The 22886-nt window shown below is 43.1% G+C and carries 15 protein-coding genes; 9 read left to right on the top strand and 6 right to left on the bottom strand.

The window, feature by feature from the left end; genetic code table 11:
• The first annotated feature begins 10 nt into the window (after positions 1–10).
• The 6 genes from IH598_08895 (at position 11) to IH598_08920 (ending at position 10301) form a co-directional block, all read left to right on the top strand.
• Positions 11–904 carry a hypothetical protein gene (locus IH598_08895; protein ID MBE0638625.1) on the top strand — a complete coding sequence of 298 codons (894 nt, stop codon included), beginning with the start codon at positions 11–13 and terminating at the stop codon, positions 902–904.
• A 763-nt stretch (positions 905–1667) separates the two neighbouring features.
• Positions 1668–4697 (top strand): DUF1508 domain-containing protein, encoded by a 3030-nt coding sequence (locus tag IH598_08900; GenBank protein MBE0638626.1) that lies wholly within the window; start codon positions 1668–1670, stop codon positions 4695–4697.
• An 11-nt stretch (positions 4698–4708) separates the two neighbouring features.
• Entirely contained in the window at positions 4709–6094 is a 1386-nt protein-coding gene (locus IH598_08905) for a hypothetical protein (GenBank protein ID MBE0638627.1), read from the top strand.
• Positions 6088–7443 (top strand): ATP-binding protein, encoded by a 1356-nt coding sequence (locus tag IH598_08910; GenBank protein ID MBE0638628.1) that lies wholly within the window; start codon positions 6088–6090, stop codon positions 7441–7443. The genes IH598_08905 and IH598_08910 overlap by 7 nt, the downstream gene beginning before the upstream one ends.
• An 11-nt stretch (positions 7444–7454) precedes the next feature.
• Positions 7455–9260 (top strand): DUF4157 domain-containing protein, encoded by a 1806-nt coding sequence (locus IH598_08915; GenBank protein MBE0638629.1) that lies wholly within the window; start codon positions 7455–7457, stop codon positions 9258–9260.
• 93 nt (positions 9261–9353) lie between these two features.
• Complete coding sequence (locus IH598_08920) at positions 9354–10301, top strand: hypothetical protein (GenBank protein MBE0638630.1); 948 nt, start codon at positions 9354–9356, stop codon at positions 10299–10301.
• Positions 10302–10381: 80 nt separating this feature from the next.
• Here the strand turns inward: IH598_08920 and IH598_08925 are convergent, their stop codons facing one another.
• The 6 genes from IH598_08925 to IH598_08950 form a co-directional block, all read right to left on the bottom strand.
• Positions 10382–11230: a DMT family transporter gene (locus IH598_08925; GenBank protein MBE0638631.1), complete on the bottom strand. Its 849-nt coding sequence runs from the start codon at positions 11228–11230 to the stop codon at positions 10382–10384.
• Positions 11231–11263: 33 nt separating this feature from the next.
• Complete coding sequence (locus IH598_08930; GenBank protein MBE0638632.1) at positions 11264–12202, bottom strand: hypothetical protein; 939 nt, start codon at positions 12200–12202, stop codon at positions 11264–11266.
• A gap of 134 nt (positions 12203–12336) precedes the next feature.
• A complete protein-coding gene (locus tag IH598_08935; GenBank protein MBE0638633.1) occupies positions 12337–13551 on the bottom strand; it encodes a DEAD/DEAH box helicase in 1215 nt (404 codons plus the stop codon).
• Between the two features lie 149 nt (positions 13552–13700).
• Positions 13701–14543 (bottom strand): orotidine-5'-phosphate decarboxylase, encoded by an 843-nt coding sequence (gene pyrF, locus IH598_08940; protein MBE0638634.1) that lies wholly within the window; start codon positions 14541–14543, stop codon positions 13701–13703.
• A gap of 198 nt (positions 14544–14741) precedes the next feature.
• Positions 14742–16985, bottom strand: a complete 2244-nt coding sequence (locus IH598_08945; protein MBE0638635.1) for an amino acid permease — start codon at positions 16983–16985, stop codon at positions 14742–14744.
• Between the two features lie 144 nt (positions 16986–17129).
• Complete coding sequence (locus tag IH598_08950) at positions 17130–20069, bottom strand: DNA polymerase III subunit alpha (GenBank protein MBE0638636.1); 2940 nt, start codon at positions 20067–20069, stop codon at positions 17130–17132.
• A 365-nt stretch (positions 20070–20434) separates the two neighbouring features.
• Here IH598_08950 and IH598_08955 point away from each other — a divergent pair, with 365 nt between their 5' ends.
• From IH598_08955 to IH598_08965, 3 genes are all read left to right on the top strand, one after another.
• Positions 20435–20959 (top strand): TlpA family protein disulfide reductase, encoded by a 525-nt coding sequence (locus IH598_08955; GenBank protein ID MBE0638637.1) that lies wholly within the window; start codon positions 20435–20437, stop codon positions 20957–20959.
• Positions 20960–21116: 157 nt separating this feature from the next.
• Positions 21117–22013: an ATP-binding cassette domain-containing protein gene (locus IH598_08960; protein ID MBE0638638.1), complete on the top strand. Its 897-nt coding sequence runs from the start codon at positions 21117–21119 to the stop codon at positions 22011–22013.
• Complete coding sequence (locus IH598_08965) at positions 22013–22831, top strand: hypothetical protein (GenBank protein MBE0638639.1); 819 nt, start codon at positions 22013–22015, stop codon at positions 22829–22831. The genes IH598_08960 and IH598_08965 overlap by 1 nt, the downstream gene beginning before the upstream one ends.
• Positions 22832–22886 lie beyond the last annotated feature (55 nt).

Here is a 22886-nt window from a genome sequence, read left to right on the forward strand (position 1 = left end):
ACTTACTGTCATGAGTGAAAATACAAGAAGAAATATCAAAACCTACTTTGAGAACGGCGATCGCCCTACTGAGGAGCATTTCAGGGATCTGATTGATTCGTTCATCAACAAACTGGATGACGAAATTTACATCATTATTCCTGGCGGCAACCGCGAAAAGCGGGTAGGAATTGGGGAAAACAGGCCTCAGGCTAAGCTCGATGTCAAAGGGGGAATTAAGATTAGCAATTCCGGTGAACGGATTGGAGGGGTGATCAGGTGGACTGGGACCGACTTTGAAGGTTTCGACGGTGAAGCCTGGCGATCACTAACCAAAGACTCTGCGGCAACCCACGAAGTGTTTATCCCTGCTCCAAGAATAGAGTGCACGGCTGATCGGCTTTATGCTTACTGGGAGGATTGTTCCGATAAGCACTTCCTGGATCATGCACCACAAATCTGGGTATACAGGTACAAAAGCAGAATCAAACAGACTTATAAAAATAAGGCAAAGCGCACAAGACTCAGATCTAAGCGCTGGGCTCATACTGCACACAACGACACCAAATCGCACAATGCACCCAGGCGCACTGAATTCCCGTTGAACCGAATTCCAGGGAGCAAGCAACTGATTGATATGGAGCCCGTAAAGTGGTTTAAGCCAATACCAAACAACATCACTGACGGGTTTTGGATTCCAAAAGGGCAAGGGGTTAATCCAGTTCCGGCAAGAACTTATTTTAACCGCCGGTTCGAATATTTCAGGCTACGGATTGTGTTAAATGTAAATGGGAAAAGGATTTTTGGGCCATTTTCCGAAACATTTTCACTTGGTTACAGAAGGCGTTATTTCAGCAATTCGAAGGTAAAAAGATACAAACCGGTGTTTGAACTGGTACAGCCATCGAGGGGAATGGCAAGGTAGCGATGTAAGATTGCAGATTTTAGAAATTGAAACGATGAAATCAGACATTAAAATTTAAACTTATTATTATCAAGTTCTTTGTTTAAGGGAAAGGGGAGTCCGAACGCGGTCGCGGCGTGTAAAAGGTTGAGCATAGGATGAAGGTAGAAGTACTGTTTGGCTGACTTCGGAAAGCACAGGCGGGCAACTGCTGATCGTTCGTTGTAAAAAGGCACTGAAAAAAGGCATCCTTTAGTATAGAGGTTTAAAAAGGTTGTTGTTAGAAGTAGAAATAGGACAATTCAGCGCACTTAGAGGCTCTGATAAGTAATGTTTTAAAAGACAGTGCATTGCAATAAGGCATCCTGCCTGCTGGGGGTTGGGCTTTGCCCTGCGGCAACATTGAGTAGGGAACCGCTACGGTGGTTGTTGAAAGGTTTGCTGGCGGCAAAGTTTAAATCTATCGCAAGATGGAGCCTTCGGCAATGGAGGTTGAGTCGATGTTTTTAGCTGAAAGCAAAAGAGAAAAGCGACAACGGAGAAACGGGCGTACACTTGGGTTTAGTTTCTGTCAGACATCTGCTGCACTTTGTCTCAGGGTTTGTTCCGGATATCTTTAGACGCATGACTCCAACGGCATACGGCGTTCACGGCATAAGTAATTGTAATAGGGCATCCTTCGCTGGTTTGGACGGTTCGGCTCCCCTTTCTTTTAATCAAAGAATATTCAAATTCGGAAGGTTAATTTTTAGGTAAAACAAAGATTTAAAACCGGTATGAAGGAATGTTATTAGAAAATTACATCAATAAGCAGAAGAAATTCAGAAAATCGCTCGATTTCAAACAACTGAGAGAGGCCGGAATCGCCCATCTCCAGCAGTTGTCGGGAAAGTTGTGGAGCGACTACAACACCCATGACCCCGGGGTTACATTACTTGAACTGCTTTGCTATGCCATAACCGACCTGAGTTACCGTTGCGATTTTACTATTGAAGACCTTCTTGCCAGCCACCCGGAAAACAAAATTGGTAATTCACCCGATTTTTTCGAAGCTCATCAGATACTCCCTTCACATCCATTGACCATTCTCGACTTCAGAAAGATATTGATTGACCTGCCTTTTATCCGGAATGCCTGGCTTGAAACTTCAAAAAATGCCGAGCAAAGGGTGTTCTATGATGAGAACAATCAAGAACTTACATACAACCAGTCCGATGAAAACGGCAGACCAAACGAAGAGATCAAATTAAAAGGACTTTATGATGTCTGGCTTGAGTTTGCCGAAGACCCAGTTCTGGGCAATCTGAATTCGGAGGTCGTTCGTTTTGATATCGATATTGTGGATGGACAGGCAAGGCATCCTGCTGAGATTTCTGTTTATTTTCCAAACTACCAGGAAGTCCCGGATGTCTGGAAGAATGAGATCATACTGGAACAGGTATCACTTTTAATGACGGAGAACCCCGACCCCTGGTACGATTTTGATGTAAAAGCCAAAATTTCGCACGACAATGCATTAATTGATGACCTCAGTCTCAGGATTTCAGTGAATTCAGACAAGTTTAACTGGAAATCAAAAAAGCAGCAGTTAAAGAAAAAGATTGCTGATCGTCTGAAAGAAATTTCTGATGAGGGAATTTTTTCCTTCTTCAACCATAAACAGATTTTAATCTGTCACTATCTTGATTATGTTAGCGGTTTTCTCAATCAACACCGCAACCTGTGTGAAGATTTCTTTTCAATTAAAGTTGTCCGAACGCAGGAGATAGCCATTCAGGGTGAGATTGGCCTCAGCCTCGACAGCGATTCTCACCAGGTGCTTGCCAGTGCGCTATTCGCCGTGCACCAACACCTTAGTCCCGCAGTGAAATTTTTTACGCTGGAAGAGTTACTCGATCAGAAGATTTCACCGGAAGATATTTTTGATGGCCCGCTCTTGAAGCATGGGTTTATCAAAGATGAGAACCTGACCCCGCTGAGGCAAAGTTCAGTAATTTTTGTTTCGGACATACTGAATGTATTTATGAGCAGCAATCCTGATAAAATTAAGTATGTAACCGATTTCAAACTAAGCAATTACACCGAAAATATTCAGATAAGCCAGCCCTCTGGTAATCTGGTGCAATTGCACCTCCACGAGGAGTACAAGCCAGTGGCAAGTATCAGCAAATCAAGAATTAATTGCAAGAAGGGTGATGTTTATCAAACCATTGATTGGAAAGTTGTCGAGGAGTTGTTCGAAGATTTGGTCAGAACTGCCCAGCCAGACAAGACGGAAGAGGTCGTAAGCAGGCTTTCTGTTCCTGTCGGACGTGACAGGAAAACTGCAGATTTTGTTTCAATTCAGGAAGACCTGCCGCTGACTTACGGCACGGGCTGGCAGGGCTTGCCCTCAGATGTCAGTACAGAGCGTAAAGCACTGGCTCGCCAATTGAAAGGTTACCTGCTGTTTTTTGATCAATTGCTGGCAAATTTTCATGCACAGTTAGCCCATGTGAAAAACCTCTTTTCGGTTGACCATGCTATTGCCAGGACTTATTTCGAGCAGTCAATTTATCAGGTTCCGGATGTGATGCACCTGCTGACCGGGTTTACAGGAAGTCAGGCTGAAGAAACCAAACAATCGTTGCTTGATGAAGCCTGGGAGTTATTTAAGGCTGACCCGGATAATGACTACCTCAGCTCTTTGCGTTCGATGAATGAGGATAGTGAAACTTTTCTCGATCGCCGGAACCGGTTCCTTGATCACCTGATGGCACGCTTCAATGATCAGTTTACCGATTATTCATTGCTGATGTTTGCAGGAAACAATCAGCAGGCGCCCAACCATTTGATTGATCAAAAGGCGAACTATCTGAGCATGTATCCGTTGCTTAGCAGTCAGCGGGCAAAAGCTTTCAATACAATCTCTGGTGCTGAGGTTTGGGATACGGAAAATGTCACAGGGCTAGAAAAAAGAGTATCACGTATGCTTGGTTTCTCTGATTACCGAAGACGATTCCTGGCCAAAGGTCCGTTTGGGAATATCCAGTTTTATCAGGAAATAGATGTGGATGTGATTGATGAGTTCCGGTTCAGAATTCTTTCCAGCGAAAATAGGATATTGCTCAGCAGCTACAAACATTACCGGGTGATTGACAAAGGATATGATGTGGTTTTTAAGGTATTGGAATTTGGTAAAAATTCTGCCAACTTTAAAATTCTTCCATCAAAGAATGGGAAATTTTATTTCAATCTATATGATGAAAATGATAACATTTTAGCCCGCCGCATCCAACTTTTTGATAATATGGAGGATGCTCAGGCTGCCATAGATGAAGTGGCCGCTTTCATTACCCAACACTTTATTGGCGTGGATGACGAACCGGAAGAAGGGTTACTGGTGATCGAGCACTTGTTGTTGCGCCCGAAGTACAACGAAACCATCGAAGCTGAGGTGATCAGGGATACTTTGCTGCCACGATTGCGTAACGATTACGGCAACATCACCAAGGAGGGAAAAGATCCTTATTCGTTCAGAATAACAGCAGTTTTTCCAGCTCAATTGGAGAAATTCCGGGACAAGAATTTCAGGGAATTGGCAGAGCGAACGCTGCGGCTGGAAACACCTGCGCATGTCATGCCACAGGTTTATTTTCTTAACAATCTGCAGTTGAGCCGTCTTGAACATGCTTACAAGAACTGGCTTGAATTGAACGTACTTCCTGTCCCAACTAATCCTGCCGAAAAGGTTGTTCACCTTAAAAAGCTTAACCATGCGTTGTTTGAACTTGAAGGAGCTATGGTCATAGTACCCGAAGAACCTGATCTTTAACTGCTAATGACATGGAACCTCGTCAACATCGCATCGGAAAATTGATTTTCAACCTTGAGTTGGATTCGGAAACAGTGGTCAAAGAGCTGCAACTGATATTTCCAACTACTTTTGAAAATCGTTTAAAAGAAGAATTGTCATCGTCATTTTCCCAAATCCCGATAAATAATGAGTCGATAATCATCGACCGGTTAGAATTAAACCTGGGAGTAGTCACCCATGGTGAACTTTACGAGGCACTTCGGAAACAATTGACCAAGGCCCTGTTAAACCGGATAAATGGCAGAGAGAAAGATGGCGACAGGAGAAATATGACCAAAATTTCATCATCTGAATACTGGAGCGAAGTTCTGATATATTTTTTACAAAAAGGCCATTACCCATGGTGGGCCGGACAATTGACAATTAATGAACTGGAGGATGCTGTTCTGAAAGAAACAGCAACCGGAAACCCCTATATTTTATCCAAATTGAAAAGCACTCTGGCTTTAACGGGAACCAGGTATCGTTTGAAGATTCAATTTTCACCCCGGTTCAACCGGCAGTTGATCAGTAATTTTTATCCGAAACTGGCAGAATTTATTTTCCAAACAACCGGAATGATCAGCGATATTTTTATTAAAAATATTGCTACCGATAAAGAAACATTCAGCGAATGGACGGACCTGGTATGGTTGATTCTCATTCAAACTGACGATGTTAATGACTTTAAAGAAAGATTTTCATCGCAGCTTTTTTCACTGATCTGCATTGAAAATAAACTGAATCCGAAACATTTACTAATGCAATTGCCCGAACCCATAAAATCAGTTTTAACAGAAAATCAAAATTTAAGAAAAGTCACAACACCTGCTATAACAATCAAAAATGAGGAGGTTGAAAGGGATTTACAAACAAAAAAGGAAATGGTCATCACGAATAGCGGACTGGTAATTTTCTGGCCTTACCTGAAAACACTTTTCGAAAATCTGAAATTGCTGTCAGGTGTCAATTTCATCAGTCAGAAACATCAGGAAAAGGCTTTATTATTTCTTCAATACCTTGTTACCGGATATGCAAAAGCTGAAGAACACGAGTTGCAATTGAATAAAATACTTACAGGCTGGCCTTTAATCCAACCCGTTCGAAAGTCCATCAGACTGAGTAAAGATGAAAAGGCTGAGCTCAATGAGTTTTTAATGGAAATGTGCAAAAACTGGACAGTGTTGAAAAACACTTCTATTGAGTCCCTTCGCGAGACTTTTCTGCAACGCCATGGAATTCTTCGCTCTGGAGACCGGAGTTACCACCTGAAAGTTGAACGAAAAGGAGTAGATATTTTACGCGACAACCTCCCGTGGCCAATCAGTACAATTAAAGAACCCTGGATGAGTGAAATACTTTATGTTGAATGGTAAAAGAAACAACAATAAAAACCAACGCTGACGATCTTGAGATGGAACTCAGATGGTTTGCTGAAGTGCTCGACGCCCGGATGCAATTTTTATATGGAAAAGAAAGCCGTATTGCTACCATTGCTGAAATCCAACCTCCGGCATTCAATCCGGAATATTCGCTTTACGCAAGTTTTATCAGCTATTACAACCTGACTTTTGAAGAACGTTTGCTGCTTGTTCTTGCACTGACACCGCATCTCAGGCCACAATTGCTCGATATTTTCTGGGCTGTCAATGAGAAAACAGGACGGGGTTTTACTGAAATAGGCGGGATAAAGGGCAGACAACACGGTGGATTCCTTCCCACTGGCGAAACAGTGATGTTTCTGCTGGGTGGTAATGATCTTGAAAAACGCAGTGAGTGCTTTCATCTTTTCAGTGCCGATCATTTCTTTGCCAAACACCAGATTTTGACACTCGAACCAGCATTGCAAGGGGAACCTGCTCTAAGTGGTGCTTTGTCTGTGTCACGCGATTTTATTGACTTAATTACTATTGGAACAACTCATAAACCTAACCTAAGTATGGATTTTCCTGCAAAACGCATTACCACTCATCTCACCTGGAATGATCTTGTGCTCAATGACCGTACGCACGAGCAACTCGAAGAAATCAAAGGATGGATGATACATGGACAGACATTGCTTGAGGAATGGGGTTTTGCACGAAAATTTCGTAAAGGATACCGCTGCTTGTTCTACGGACCGCCGGGAACCGGCAAATCATTAACGGCTAGTTTGCTTGGAAAAACCTCAGGAAAAGATGTTTATCGCATTGATCTTTCGCTGGTTGTTTCCAAATATATTGGTGAAACAGAGAAAAATTTGTCTAAAATCTTCAACCAGGCTGAAAACAAGAATTGGATTCTCTTTTTTGATGAAGCAGACGCCCTTTTTGGAAAACGTACCAAAGTAGCTGATGCCCACGATCGTTATGCCAACCAAGAGGTTTCCTACCTGCTACAACGAATAGAAGATCACGACGGCGTGGTGATTCTGGCATCCAACCAAAAAGAAAATATGGATGATGCTTTTACACGGCGTTTCGAGTCCATCATTCACTTTCCAATGCCTGACGCTAAAGAGCGCCTGAAAATCTGGACAAATGGGTTTTCTGAAAAATCTCAATTGGCCAAAGATGTGAATCTTGAACAAATTGCAGAAAGATTCGAAATCTCAGGGGGCGCTATCATGAACATCATCAGGTTTGCCTCCCTGTCAGCCTTACGCAAAGGACAAAACCTGATCACTGCGCAGTTTATCACCGACGGAATCAGGAAAGAACTAACGAAAGAAGGAAGAACACTATAGAACACAACACTATGAAAAAGAAAGCAGAACAAACCCTGGACAAAGACAGAAATATGGCAAGAGCAGCAGCAGAATTTGCAGTTTCTGAGCGTCATCCGGTAGCAATCATGCCCAAGTTGGAAGTTGGCCAGTCCGGCGACCGTTATGAACAGGAGGCCGATCAGGTTGCAGACCGCATCATGCAAATGCCAGAAAATAATGTCATTCGAAAAAGCGATGAAGAAGAGGATAAAATTCAGATGAAATCTCAGAGAACTGAGGTAACTCCATGGTTGCAGCGCTTTGGGAATAGAGAAATACTGCAAGCCAGATCGGATCATGCAGTTGAGGAGACATCCTGGCTCGGGAACCAGCTAACCCATTCAAAGAGTAATGGTAAACCGCTGCCTGAGGCGCCAAGATCATTCATGGAAAGCCGTTTTGGGGCCGACTTTGGCAATGTAAAAATTCACGCCGATAACAATGCATCAACCCTAAGCCATGCAATAAATGCCAAAGCTTTCACACATGGCAGTGATATCTATTTTGCCAAAAATCAATTTAGTCCCGAAACCCAAACCGGAAAGCATCTGCTTGCTCATGAACTAACACATGTTGTGCAGCAAACTTTTTCATCTTCCCCCTCAATATCAAAAAAATCTGGAGGAACTGCTTACAGTCAGGCTAAGCATCACGTCACCAAAGGTGTAAATAGAGTAGTGCAAATGACCCAGGAAGATGATGAAAGTAGGCGGTCAAGGATAGATGTAGCAACCTCGGTTCAGGCATTTAGAGCTACTTACCCGGATGAATCAGGCGGATTGCTTACGCAGGCTTTGATCCGTCAGTTACAAAGGGCTCAAACTGCAGGTGAAGCCACAAGTGCAGTAGGAAGCGGGCAGCGAAGGTTCGGATCAAGAGCCGGAAGCGCCGAAGAGAGGGCAGGCGTTTCACTCGGACAAGCCTCATCGCCACCAGAAAATGAAACTGCTGAAAAGGTTGCTGTGGTGATCGGAAATGGCAACTATGACGAGAATACCAACATGGGCAGTATGGCCGTGAGAAATAGACCCTTAACTACAACTATTTCCGATGCTGAGTCGGTTGCTGCAAGAATGAGAGATTTGAATTATGTTGTCACCCTTTTGACTGACCAAAATGCTACTCAGATCAATCAGGAGTTGACCAATCAGATAAATCGTCTGCAGCAAGGCAGCGAACTCTTTTTTTACTTTAGCGGTCATGGGTTAATTGAAGGATTGGTGGGCATTGACGGTTCTGTCTTCACACCGGCACAAATGGTTGCGATTAGGGACACCGCCAGGAGCAATTTAGTTAACCTGGTCATCAATACCGATGCCTGTCATTCAGGGGTATTTGCAGATGCAATCAGAGGAGCAGAACTCACGGATACATTGCGTGCCAATCAAAGCCAATCTACACCATCTCTAGAGTTGACTGCAATGTTGCAGGGTGCTTTAGATATTCAGTCCGCAAAGAACAACTTCAACACATCTATCAATACCTGGTGGGCGCAACGTTACGAAATTGAAAACCGGATGAACGTAGCCGCCACAGAACAAGTAATTACTGAGTGGGAAAATCATTACAATCAGGGACGTGACATATGGAACAATTTTGTGACTGCTTGTAATCCTTTGCTTGTAACTCTGCGTTCGAGTGCCGGAGTTGCCGGGTTAACATTAGAAGCCCTAACGCTTCCGACATTAACGGGAAATCTGAATTCCGACAAGGAGGCTCAGATTCAGGCCGGATTGGATGATGTGGATAATTTACTCAACCAGGTGCTTACTTATTCCAATAATCGTTTGCCATAAACCTTGAATGATGGTAATCTATGGCATCAGTATATAATTGTAGTCAAAATAGATGCTTACAGATGAATTTTCCATCAAAAAACATGAATCAAAATGAAAACAAGACTAAAAACAATTTGGAAAAGAATCTCTACAAAAGAGTACAACGCCCGTTATTCCCGGCTTGCCGGTGACATTGAATGCTACAAGCCACAACTGACAAGAAGGGTAACCGAAAAAAATCTCAAGGATGCTCCATGGGCAAAGCAGGCTGAGAAGCTGGTTGAGAAATCAGAGGAATTTTTACAGGATTTCAAAATTGATGAAGCCTGGAAAGCCTTCCATACGGCCAAACGAATGGAAATTTTTGGCATGGACGACAAAGAACGAATTAACCTCGCTAACGAACTCCGCATGGAAACGGCAAAATTGAATGAATGGCGTAAAGATGCGGTGCTTGAGCTGATTGGCCAGAAAAAATTCGATATGCTCGACGCCCCTTCGCATCAGGCATTGGTAAGGGCTGTGGAGCTTAAAGATGAGCACTACAACAATCAGTATTACAAAAACCGGCTATCACAAACCTTATTCAGGTTGCTCTTCACGTTGCTTTCATTTGGTATTGCAGGAATTGGTCTATATTTCTATTATACAATCAGGTGTTTCGGGATGGATTTTAATGATCCGGCCAACATCTGGTTGTACCTGCTTGGGGTATTGCTTTTTGGCTTGCTTGGTGCCACTACCAGCGCCATTCTTTTTACAAGGTATCTTTCAAGTTCTTCCCGCATAACAGAAATAGGCAGCAGCAGGGTAATTACCCTAAGTAAAATTTTTGTCGGCGCTGGTTTTTCGGTGTTTATTTTTCTCATCCTCCGATCTTCGATAGCCGAAAATATTCAAATTTTCAGCTTTTCGATCAAAGACCCGCTGGACTATTTCACCGTTGCTTTTGTGTCCGGTTTTTCTGAACGCCTGGCACAGAAAGCAATTGAAACTATTGTGGGCAAAGAAAAGGAAGGAGAGCAGAATCAAAAAGCAACCGAGACACATGAATCATGATCTGTTCATCGGCAACCGATCCTTGAACAAAATGAATAAAAAATAGTAAGCCTTTATCGAAGCGGAAAAAGCAGGCCTCATTAGCCGTTGGCTATTAAAAATATCGCAATTAAAGCGAGCCCTATTCCTGCAAGTTTGGATGTTGTAGGGCGTTCGGTGAAAAGGATAAAACCGGTAGCTGAGGCCAGTGCCACTACTCCTACATTATACACCGGAACAAAAAAAGAGACCTGGAAAAGGCTTATCCCCTTTAAGAAATATAGCGTTGAATACCAATTGAGTAGTCCGAGGACAATTCCTGCGATCACATTCCTAAAAGCAAATTTTTCATTTTTGCCTTTAATCATCAGCACAACCACTCCCAAAATCAATGCAACTCCAAAAGCCGTTGCCAGGAACAACACGAAGTCACCATGGATAAAATAATGTTCAGCCACTTTCATCAGCGAATCATTAAGCCCTACAGCAGCAAATAGAAAGACAGGCAGATAGGCATATTTTACATTGAGATGTACTTTTTTATCTTTTTTTGACGTGAAATAAAAGGCTACAAGTGCGACAACAATTCCCGTGATTTTAATCCATCCGGCTGTATCGCCAAAGGCTATAAATCCCAGTATCACCGGAATAATTACCGACATGCGGCTGGAGATGGCTGTTACCGAAACACCTGCAAAGCGCGCTGAAAGGGCAAACAAGTTAAATGAGACAATTAATGTAACCCCTATGATCAGGGCAAATAAAAACCAGGGTTGAGAAGTAATTTCGGAAAATCCAGGTTGCCTGCCAAAACTAAGGTATCCAAAAGCTGACGCTACAAGGTAATTAACTGTTATGGCCTGTAGTGTGCTGATGTGAAAACGTTCAAATAACCTGAATGTGATGATGATCAGGGTGGAGGTGAGGACGGCGAGGATGAGGTAAATCACTGTGCTGGATCAAAATTATGAGTTAATCTCAGATCAGATTCCTGCTGTATTCAGGTTGCCCAGACTAATTGTAAAAACTTTTGTCTGATTGGGGTCATCGTCGTTTACAAGCTTAATCGAAACTTGCAGGTGAAGAAGGTAAATATTTAATTCAGTGGACTTTGATTGAATTTTTCCAATCTTCAGAATATCGGAGTTGATAATTCCGTACGTTCTTTTTTCGATGATTCCGAAAATCTCATCAGGGTATTCGTCGAGGATGCTGCTGTCATAATCATCCAGCAAATCGTGGATATTTGCAATTTCCGACATGGTGATGACCTGCATATTTTCCAATCCGCCTATGTTAACCAGGAACCAGGTGTTCACATTTTGGTCAATCAAACAGCGGTTAAGATTATCTCGTTGCAAAATCCGCGCATTGTTAATAATTGCCCTTCCAAAATAATTATCACCAAACTTGTAAATTTTATCGTAGGTAATAGCATATCTTAGATTGATACTTCCAATGATACGGCGAAGTTTTGGGTAAAAATGGAAAGCATTGTAAACCCGCAGAACAATGGCAAAATTGATGGCGAATAACAGCGAATGCAAAGGCGTGTCAAAAATGAAAAATCCCCCATCTCCGGTGCTGATGAAATGATCGTAGATACGCTTACGGTCGTATTTCTGAAAAATATATTTATGATTGGCAAAACACTGATCAATAGCAGTCTCCATCAGCCTTCGGACCAGAAATGGCATAAGTGCCTGTTCAATTACACCATAGCCGGTGCTGTATTGATAAATGTCCAAACCCAGTACCGATTTATTCGGAATATTATCATAATTAATGTATGCTTTCAACTCCTCAAAAAGGTCTTCGTCCTCCGGGATGACGTTGGTTTTACGGAAAATTACACGGTGGTCCTTTTCCTGAACAACCTTCTTAAGTTTATCGTAATCAAGCTCTTTTATTGGAATACTCATATAAACAAGTTAAATAAACCCGTGGCAAAAGTATTAATTTACTTTTCAACGGATTTCCGGATTCAAGTTTCTCAGTTGATTTCCGGTAAAATCAACCAAATCGCTTTTTTTGTCATTTGTCAAAATTATAAGATCTATTCAGATTTTGCCGGTTTTGAGGGACGTTGATTTTTGCTTCTTCCCTCCCTGGGTTTCTTTTTTTGAAATGCCCCGTGTTTTTTATGCTGATTGATGTTTCCCGGTTCAGCAGATGGCTCCAGTCCCTCAGGTAATGGCAACTTTTTAATTTCATTCCCAATTAATTGCTCAATTCTTTTAAAGCTGCCGGTTTCCCGATGGTTTACAAACGTGAGTGCAACTCCTGTTTTTTCCGCCCTCGCGGTGCGACCGACACGGTGAACGTAATCCTCGGCATCCTGAGGAACATTAAAGTTGATTACAAGGCTGATATTTTCGATGTCAATGCCACGTGAAACGATGTCGGTAGCCACCAGAATCTGAACTTCCCTGTTTTTGAAAAGCCTGAGCACATCCCGGCGTTCATTCTGATCGAGATCTGAATGGATAGCCTTTACATTGAATTTCATCCGAATCATTTCATGCTCAAGGTCTTTCACCCTCGATTTTGTAGAAGAAAAAATAAGTATTGATGGCAAATCTTTGCCTGTGATCAATTTTTTGAGCAGCGCTGTTTTTTGGTTGTCAGAAACAAAATAGGCAGCCTGGAGTACATTTTCTGGCGGTTTTGAAATTTCGAGGGTGATTTCTTTAGGCTCGTGCATCACCTTACGGGCCAGTGCTCTTATTTCTTTAGGCATTGTGGCCGAAAACATCAGGGTTTGCCTTTTTTTAGGTAAAAAACTTACTATCCTTTGTATGTCGGGCAAAAATCCCATGTCGAGCATTCGGTCAGCTTCGTCAAGGATCAAATGTTTAAGGTGCTTGAGGTTCACATAGCCAAGGTTGAGGTGGGAGATCAAACGCCCGGGAGTTGCCACAATGATGCCCGTTCCTGTTTTGATGGCTTTGCGCTCCACTTCGAAATCTGTGCCGCTGCCGCCACCGTAAACTGCTATTGAGCTCACCCCGGCGAAATAGGAGAATCCTTCGAGTTGCTGGTCAATCTGCATTGCAAGTTCTCTTGTGGGTGCTATAATCAATGCTTTGATGTCGTTTAGATTTGATGTATCGGAAATAATGCTGTGAAGCAAGGGGAGCACATAGGCTGCTGTTTTGCCGGTTCCGGTCTGTGCACAGGCAATCAGGTCACTGCCCTGAAGGATTACCGGAATGGCTTGCTCCTGGATGGGTGTAGGCTTTTCAAAACCGATTGCGTCAACACCTTCCATGATGTGCGGGTGCAGGTTAAATGATTCGAAATTCAATGTTTTTCAAGATTTTAGTGATGAGATAATTTATACCGGCAACAAGAGGGTTCAGGTCGCCTATTTTCATAATTGCCAATTTTATGATAATAAACAAAGTAAACACTGGAATGTTAACGAAATGAACTGATTGATAAAAATACAGCCATTTCCTTCTGAATTTTCAATGCTTCCTCCCTTGCTTTTTCAGCAAAATCTTTCCCTGACGAACCGAAAATTATCCCTCTTGAAGAATTGACCAATAACCCGCAATCATTGATTAATCCGGCTTTGGATACCTCTTCCAGGCTGCCGCCCTGGGCGCCGACCCCCGGAATTAATAAAAAATGATCAGGGATTAATTTTCGGATACCCCCGATCATTCCGGCTTTGGTAGCACCGACCACATACATCATGTTTTCACCATTGCCCCATGCTTTTGATTGCCTGATGACCTGCTCAAAAAGCTGCTCTCCATTCACCAACTTTTGGTTTTGGAAATCGGCTGCACCAATATTAGAAGTCAATGCAAGCAGAATCACCCATTTTTCGTGATAATTGAAAAATGGTTTTACCGAATCACTGCCCATATAAGGCGCCACTGTGATGGCATCAAATCCAAATCCTTCGGGAGGTTCGGCCAGAAAAGCCTTTGCGTACATCTCCGATGTATTTCCAATGTCACCCCGCTTGGCATCAGCAATCGTAAGCACAGTTCCATTTAGACCATCGAGGTACCGGATTGTTTTTTCGAGACTCTGCCAGCCTTTGATACCCTCACTTTCATAAAAAGCCAAATTCAATTTATAGGCTACCGCTAAATCATGGGTTGCATCAATGATCGCTTTGTTGAAAATAAAAACGGGGTCATCAAGACGGTTGAGGTAGGAAGGGATTTTTTTTATGTCGGTATCAAGACCTATGCAGAGGTAAGATTTTTTTTTACGAATATTTTCTTTGAGCTGTGATCTGGTCATAAACGAATCTTTAAAGCTGTAAAAATAAATAAAGTTTGATTGGCCACATTGGCATTCATTAAGATTCATCGCTTAAGAAGGCAATGAACCTGGAAAGGCAGTAATTTTCCGGCGATTGATTTTTTACTTCATCTACTTAGTCTCTGCCAGAAAACTCCATAAATTTGATTTTCAACTTTAATAGTTTTCTGGCAGAGACTACTTAATCGTTTTATTGTCATTGGCACATACGAAAAGCACATTAAATAAATCATCGTAGCCTTTGAATAGTTCTTCGCCATCATGGTTGATTTGTTCGGCGTGGAAACCAATAATTGTAAGTCCTGCGTTGAAAGATTTTTTAGCGATAAGTTTTTTCCTATTCTCATTTTCGTTGCGTTGAATAATCTGAATGTTGGAAGGAGAAATTGGCAAACGGCCAGAGTCAATTAACTGGATCAGATTAGCTTCAACCTGTTGTTTTTCGCTTTCTTTTGCCAGGGAGAATATTTTAATTTCACTTTTACGCCAGTCAGGATGTTCGATGATTATGTAACTTAAAAGAATCATCAGATTGGCATTTTCAGCATCTGTACTGCTGATCCACACATGAATGCCATTTTCGTAAATCATTCTTCGCGAAGAACTACCGAGGATGCAAACATCATAATTTCCTGCCCTTACCAGGTTGAAATTATCAATGATTTGTGTGAGATTATCCGGATTATCCTTAAAAAACTCGAAAATTACCATGTTGTTTTCCATACCTGAAATACCCGGCAATTGAATGATCTGCGCTATGGCTGATGTGTAACTGGGCGAAATGATCGTGTCGATGTATACATTGCTTTTTCGTTTTTCGGATTTCCTGATCAGTTCTTCAAGTATCTCTTTTGATTTTTCATTTGTGGCTTTCGAAAAATATCCTTCAATCAGATGGATGTAAGTTCCAAAGCCATGATTATGCGAAATCCATGCAAGCAACTCGAAAGCTTCTTCCCGCCTGAGTGAATCCTTTGACACACAAATTGCCGAAGGTCTCCAGGAATCATCTGACAGGCTTTTCTTTGATTTTTGCAAAAACACCTGGAGATTACGGTTGAGTTGGAAAAGAGCACCCTTGAATAGGGTTTCAAGACCTTTCCGGTCTTTATGATAATGGTTCATATACAAATAGATAAGCACCATGATAATGATCGAACCAAGGGCATACGGGGTATTCATTTTAAACATCAGCCAAACGCTTAGGATAAATCCAATGAGGGAGAAGTACCATCTCGACTTAAACGAAGGCCTGTAGGACGGGTCAGCGCCGAAATGGTTCAAAAATGAAATAAGATTGAGAGAACCGTACGTAACCATGAAAAACATCGAAATGATCTTTGCCACTGCATTTACATCACCCAAAGCAATGAAAATAAATGCAATGACAATTACCATCATGGAAGCGTTTCGGGGCTCATGTGTACCTGGGACACCCTTGGCGAAGAAGTAATTGACTTTTTTTGATGGGAAAGCCTGGTCGAGTGAAAGCGCCTGAAGTGTCCGTGGCGCTACCATTATTGAGCCAAGCGCTGAAGATATAGTGGAGGCCGCAAGCCCAAGGGGAACAATCCAGGCGCCGAAATAGGCAATTTTTGCCATAATGAGTTGATCATTGACAAGATCATCGGGGCTTGCTGAAACAGCTAACTTGTAAAGAATAAAGATGTAAACCAACAGGCCGCTGAATGTTGCAGCTGTAGTGCCAATGGGTATCGAACGTCGGGGTTTTTCAAGATCACCCGACAGGCCAACCCCTGCAGTCATACCTGTGAAGGCCGGAAAAATAACTGCAAAAACAAAGAAAAAATCATTGCTATTTCTAAAATCCCCAAGGATATCTGATGAATCGAATGTTTCAGCAAAGGTTGTCGTTCCAATGAAAAACATTACCAACGAAAAAAACAAGATACCCACCACTACGTAAAGTGCTTTTACACCCATATTTGCCCCTTTGGTCAGCATCAGCAAGGCAAGTAAACCCATTGCCGGGATACTCACCACCTGCCGTGGAAGCTCAACACCAAAACGATCAGCGTAAATCTTGAACAATGGATCAAAAGCCTCCGTAAAAGCAATGACATAAAATGCTACACTCACTGCCTGGGATAAAAACAGGGCAATCCCTATGGTGGCGCCAATATTCAACCCAAACGAGCGGGACATGATAAAATATTCACCTCCACCTTCAACCTTAAAATTGGTGGCAATCTCTGAAATGGCTAGTGCTGTAGGAATGGTAACTGCATGGCCGAGAATTACAATAAGTAATGTCCCCATAAAACCAAGTGTTCCCACGGCAAAACCGAAACGCAGGAAAAGGATGGCGCCAAGGATAGTAGAAATGGCCGTAAAAAAAACCGGTGCAGTCCCAAAGCCTTTTGTTTCCTTATTCAAACTTGTTAATGTTGGTGCTTTCATCAAAAACTGAAGTGATGGTTTAGATAACTATTATTCAGCATGCAATATTAACCATTTTCGTCGATCAATCGAAAACAATTTAAACTCTCGGAGTGATTCTTCGTTTCTCGGCCTCAGGTATGTCCTATGAAGCATACTGTACCATTACCCGCTCCGCGGGTCGGGTACAATCGGCAGCTTGGCCATTTTCTCCACTATCATGCTCTGGAAGCCAAATTCTTCGTCAATTTTTCCTAAAAGGAGATAAACGCCATGCCCGCGAAATGGCCATTGATCGAGGGTTTTGGGGAAATGGGTCGTGTCAAAAAATTCCCCTTGCACGTCGATGAAAGTACCGAAGTTCATGATCTGTCCGGATTTCGTTTTGGTGAATTTGCGGGTCACCAGCTCGCCGAGCATCCTTACTGTTTTACCGGTGTTGGCCGCCATCTCCCTGGCCATCACCTCGCCTCGGAAAGGGGTTTTGAGCAGGTCGAAATATTTGATGGAAACGGGAAAGCCAATCAGCTCAATTTCGTCGTAGGCGTCTTCCACCACGCTGTGTTCGAGGTGCGGCAGGGTGAAATTCTTTTTTGGAGGTAAAAAGAGCGCTGATTGGGTGATGTCGCGTTTGCTTTTCCCAAAAAAGAGGTGGGCATCCCACAGCAGCCGACTTTTGCTGATACCGGTGAAGCGCAGCGCTCCCGTGCGGATAAGCAGAATAAGCTGGTCCAGCCCGGGGTGCACGCGCTGGATAAAGTCTTCGAGATCGGCAAACATGCCGTGGATGCGGCGTTCTTCCACGATCCTTAGTCCAAGCTTACTCTCGAGGTTCTGGATGTGAATAAATCCTACAAAAATCTGGTCGCCGTAAATGGTGGTTTTGTACTCGCTGCGGTTCACGCAGGGCAGTTCGATTTTGGCGCCACAGCGTTTGGCCTCATTAAAATAAACCCAGGTTTTGTAATATCCCCCGAAGTTGTTAATCACTGCTGTCATGAATTCGAGCGGATAGTGGGCTTTGAGGTAAAGGCTCTGGTAACTTTCCACGGCGTAGGAGGCCGAATGGGCTTTGGAAAAGGCATATCCGGCGAATGACTCCACTTGTCGCCATACTTCTTTGGTGATGGCCTCGTCGCGTCCGAGTTGTTGCGATTTTTCAAAAAAGCGGTCGACGATCTGCTGGAACTCTTTCTTACCGCGTACCTTACCGCTCATGGCGCGCCGCAGCACGTCCGACTCCGCCAGGTTCAATCCACCGTAATGGTGACAAACCTTCAGCACATCCTCCTGGTAAACCATCACGCCAAAGGTCTCTTTCAACTGTTCTTCCATGACCGGGTGGATGTATTCAAAGTCGTTCGGATGGTGGAAACGGTGAATATACTCCCGCATCATCCCCGAGCGCGCCACACCCGGCCTCACGATGGAACTGGCAGCCACCAGCGTAAGGTAGTTGTCGCACCGCAATTTGGTAAGCAAGCCACGCATGGCAGGACTCTCGATATAGAAGCATCCGATGGTTTCAGCGCGTTTGAGTTGTGCCTTTACCTGCGCATCCTTTTTAAATTTTGGAATATTGTGGACATCCACCTCTTCGCCGCGGTTGGATTTGATGATATCGGCACATTCCTTTATGTGCCCAATGCCACGCTGGCTTAGGATGTCCATCTTCTCAAAACCAATGTCTTCGGCCACGTACATATCCCATTGTGTTGTCGGGAATCCTTTTGGCGGGAGGTCAAGGGCGGTGTAGCAGGTGATGGGCTTCTCGGAAATCAATACCCCGCCGGCGTGAATGCTGCGGATATTTGGGAAGTCGGTCATCTGCGCAGCTACCTTAAGTACCTGTGAAGTCACGCTATCGCGGTTTTGACGTTTTTCGGGAAAATCCACTAGGTCGTCAATTTCGGATTTTGGGAGGCCGTACACTTTGCCCAATTCCCGTAGAGGCGAACGGTCTTTAAATGTCGGAATTGTCCCCATCAGCGCGGTGTGACGGCGTCCGTAGCGCTTAAAAATGTAGTCAATCACCTCGTCGCGTTCTTTCCATGAGTAGTCAATGTCGAAGTCGGGCGGACTGGTGCGCATCGGGTTGATGAACCGCTCGAAGTAGAGGTCGAGTTCGATGGGGTCAACGTCGGTGATCTTGAGGCAGTAGGCCACCACGCTGTTGGCGCCGCTGCCGCGACCAACATGGTAAAACCCGCGCGCCATCGAATAGCGCACGATGTCCCACGCCATCAGGAAATACGACGAAAAACCAAGCCGGTCAATGATCTCCAACTCATGTTGCACCCGCTGCAGGGCGGTTTTGTCATTTTTCCCGTAGCGGTAAATCATTCCGTCTAGCGCCAGCTTTTCGAGCAACACCTTGTCATCGTAGCGGCTGCCGGTGAAAATCTGTTTGTTTTTGGATGTTTTGAATTCAAAATCAATGCTGCACGAACCCAGCAACTTTCGAGTGTTTTCAATAATTTCAGGAAAATCTGCAAAAGGCTTGATGACCTGATTAACGGGGAGGAGTAATTCGTCCGGAAGGGCAAAGTCCTGTGGTGACAGTTTGGTGATCAGCGTGTTTTTATCAATGGCCCGCAGGTTTTGATGCAACAGGAAGCCTTCTTGATTCAGAAAAGTAACCGGATGAAAAACAACCAGTTTCGAATGATCGGCACAGAGCGCTGAAGTCACCATTTTCCTCACTTCCTCCGGCCTGATCCCGATAAATTCATAATCACGGAGTTTGTGCTCCGGAGGGGTTGAAAACGGCCAGATTACGAAAACGTTTGCAAAATCAGGCGGCCGGTCGGGTAGGGGAGTTTGCTCCAGGTTGTGCTGCGACAAAAATTCATTCAGTTCCCTGAAACCCTCATTGTTCATGGCAATGCCAATGTAAATCAGCCGGTCATCCCGCCGGAACTCGATGCCTGCCACCGGTTTAGTACCTTGCTGTTTACATGCCTTCACAAAATCGATGGTTCCGGTCGAGTTGTTGATGTCGGTTAAAGCCAGTGTTTCGATTCCCTTTTTTGCCGCTTCCGCAACCAGTTCTTCCACCGGAATCGTTCCGTAGCGCAGGCTGTAATATGAATGGGCATTGATAATCAAGCGATAAAATTTAAATGATTAGATATTAATCAGATTAATGTTTACAAAATAATTATTTTATTCGAATTGGTGAAAAAAAAATGAACTTCTTCAACTCCAACCAACAAGGTTGATCAATCGCTCAACAAAAAGGATTGTCTGGCCAGACTCTTTATCAAACTTTTCAGGTGTTTTTTTGATTATCCCACCAGCTTGATATTCTTTCTTTTAACCCACTGAAAAATAAGCAAAAGATGATTTTTCCTTCCAAAGAATCAGAAGTCATATTGGAAAATCATCACCAACATTTGAACTTCAACAATTTCTTTGTGTTTATTGATGAATTCCTAAATTTGCCGCACTAACTTTTTAATTTAATCTTTATGAAATTCGCATCAAAATTTGTTTTAGCTTTTTTTATAGCATTCGCTTTTTTGTTTCAAACCACTCAGGCACAAGATATAACGCCTAGCAAGAAAATGTACGGGAAGTCTTTCTATCATCAGAAAGCCCCGGATTTTGTAGTTGAAAAATGGCTTTCGGACGAGCCAAATACAAAAGGAAAATTTGTGATGATTGACTTTTGGGCTACCTGGTGTGGTCCCTGCAAGCGTGCTATCCCCCAATTCAACGAATGGCACAACAAATACAAAGACCGGATGGTGGTCATTGGCGTTTCTGATGAGCCTGAAGCAAAAGTATTGGCATTGAAAGACCCAAAAAAAGACTATTACAGTGCCATTGACACTCAGAAGCGGATGAAAAATATTTACGAGGTTTCCGGGATTCCGCACGTCGTAATCATTGATCCAAAAGGTATTGTCAGATGGCAGGGCTTCCCATTCCTCTCTGGTTTCGAGCTGACAGATGCTGTGATTGATGAAATTTTGGAAAAATACGGAAAGTAGTCTGTAACTTTATCTGGCTAAATGAGTCTATAGGAAGTTAATTTCAGTTTCGGCCTGTTACCATGCAGTGCATCTAACCCGGATAGGGATTTTGATTAGAAAAATTGAAACCCTTTGAAATCTACTTACTATAGTCTTACGAAAATCAAACTGAATCTTGCCCACAATTCTTCAAATAAACGGTCTTTCAAAACATTACGGACGCATTCATGCCGTTGATGGTTTTGATCTTACGGTTAATAAAGGTGAAATTCATGGACTCCTTGGCCCAAATGGAAGCGGGAAAACTACCACCCTCGGAGTAATTCTCGACATCGTCAGGCCAACTGCAGGAAGTTTCCGGTGGTTTGAGCAGGAACCTACAGCACAAATCCGCAGGCGGCTGGGCGCCACACTTGAGCAGCCGGTTTTTTATCCCTACCTTTCGGCTGTAAACAATTTGAAGGTTATTGCCAGAATTAAAGATATTCCCTTCAACGATTTTGAAAGAGTACTCAGGATTGTTGACCTTTATCATCGCAAGGATGATAAGTTCAGAACCTACTCACTCGGGATGAAGCAGCGCCTGGCCATTGCTTCCGTATTAATCGGAAAGCCGGAAGTGCTGATACTGGATGAGCCTACCAATGGGCTTGATCCACAGGGCATTTTCGAAATCAGGAACCTTATTATTCGGATTGGGAGTGAGGGCATGACGATTATTTTGGCAAGCCATCTTCTGGATGAGGTGCAGAAAGTTTGTTCTCATCTTGCAGTAATGCATCAGGGTAAAAAACTCTATTCAGGCAGTGTTGAGGAAGTGCTGAGTGAATCCACAAAAGTTGAACTGGCCTCAAATCACCTCGAAATGCTTGCAGTTGCCCTAAAAGAGTATCAGGGTATTACTTCGATCACATTGGATAATAAATTGTTGATTTGCAGTGTTGAGCCAGGGGTTTCACCTGGTGATATTAACGAATTTCTGATGGAAAAAGGAATAGTACTGACTCACCTGAGCAAACGCCGTAAATCGCTGGAGCAGCATTTTTTTGAAATTTTACAACAGGGAAAATGATGAAACTGCTGTTGATTGAATGGGAGAAAATTCGCAATTACAGGGCATTCTGGCTCATGGTGGCGCTTTATCTTTTTGTTTTGATATCTGCGGTCATCGGGTTGCCGGCATTCTTCAACTATATGACCGATAAAACCAATGCATCAGTGGTCACAAAGTTGTTTACCAGGTTACTGTTGAGTTTCCCTGATGTATGGCAAAATATTGCCTTTTTTGCTGGTTTGAGGGCATTTATCAAAGTAGTCCTTGCTATTCTTGTCGTGATTTTGATCTCAAACGAATTTTCTTTTCTCACCATTCGGTCAAATATCATAAACGGTTTAAGCAGGAAACATTTTTTACTTGCCAAAATCGAATTGGTTTTTATGCTCAGTCTGCTCTCTACACTGGTCCTTTTTCTTTCAGGATTATACCTTGGTTTTGTTAATACGCCAACGATTACTTTCAGCCAGTTATTTAGCAGGATTTATTTTCTGCCGGCATATTTTGTAGAACTTTTCACCTACCTGACGTTTGCAATGATGATTAGGATTTTAATCAGAAAAACTGGATTCGCAATCATTGCCTTGCTTTTTTATATTATGGTTGAGCCTATAATCCAATATTACACTCCTGATCAGTTTGACAAATTTTTGCCGCTGAATGCAATGAACCACCTGGTTTGGTCAGTAAATACTTCGAGTGTGTCGATTAAAACACCTGAAATCAATTTTACACTGCAAGAGAGTATTGCACTCACTGACCTGGCTGTTTGCCTTGCTTATGCTGTATTCTTTACAGGAATCATCTGGTTCTATCTGAAGCGCAAGGATTTATAACCTTTTCGATTTAATGATAAAAAAAGCCCGGATCATTTGACTGACCCGGGCTTCT

This window comes from Bacteroidales bacterium, from assembly GCA_014860585.1.
Lineage (GTDB): Bacteria > Bacteroidota > Bacteroidia > Bacteroidales > 4484-276 > RZYY01.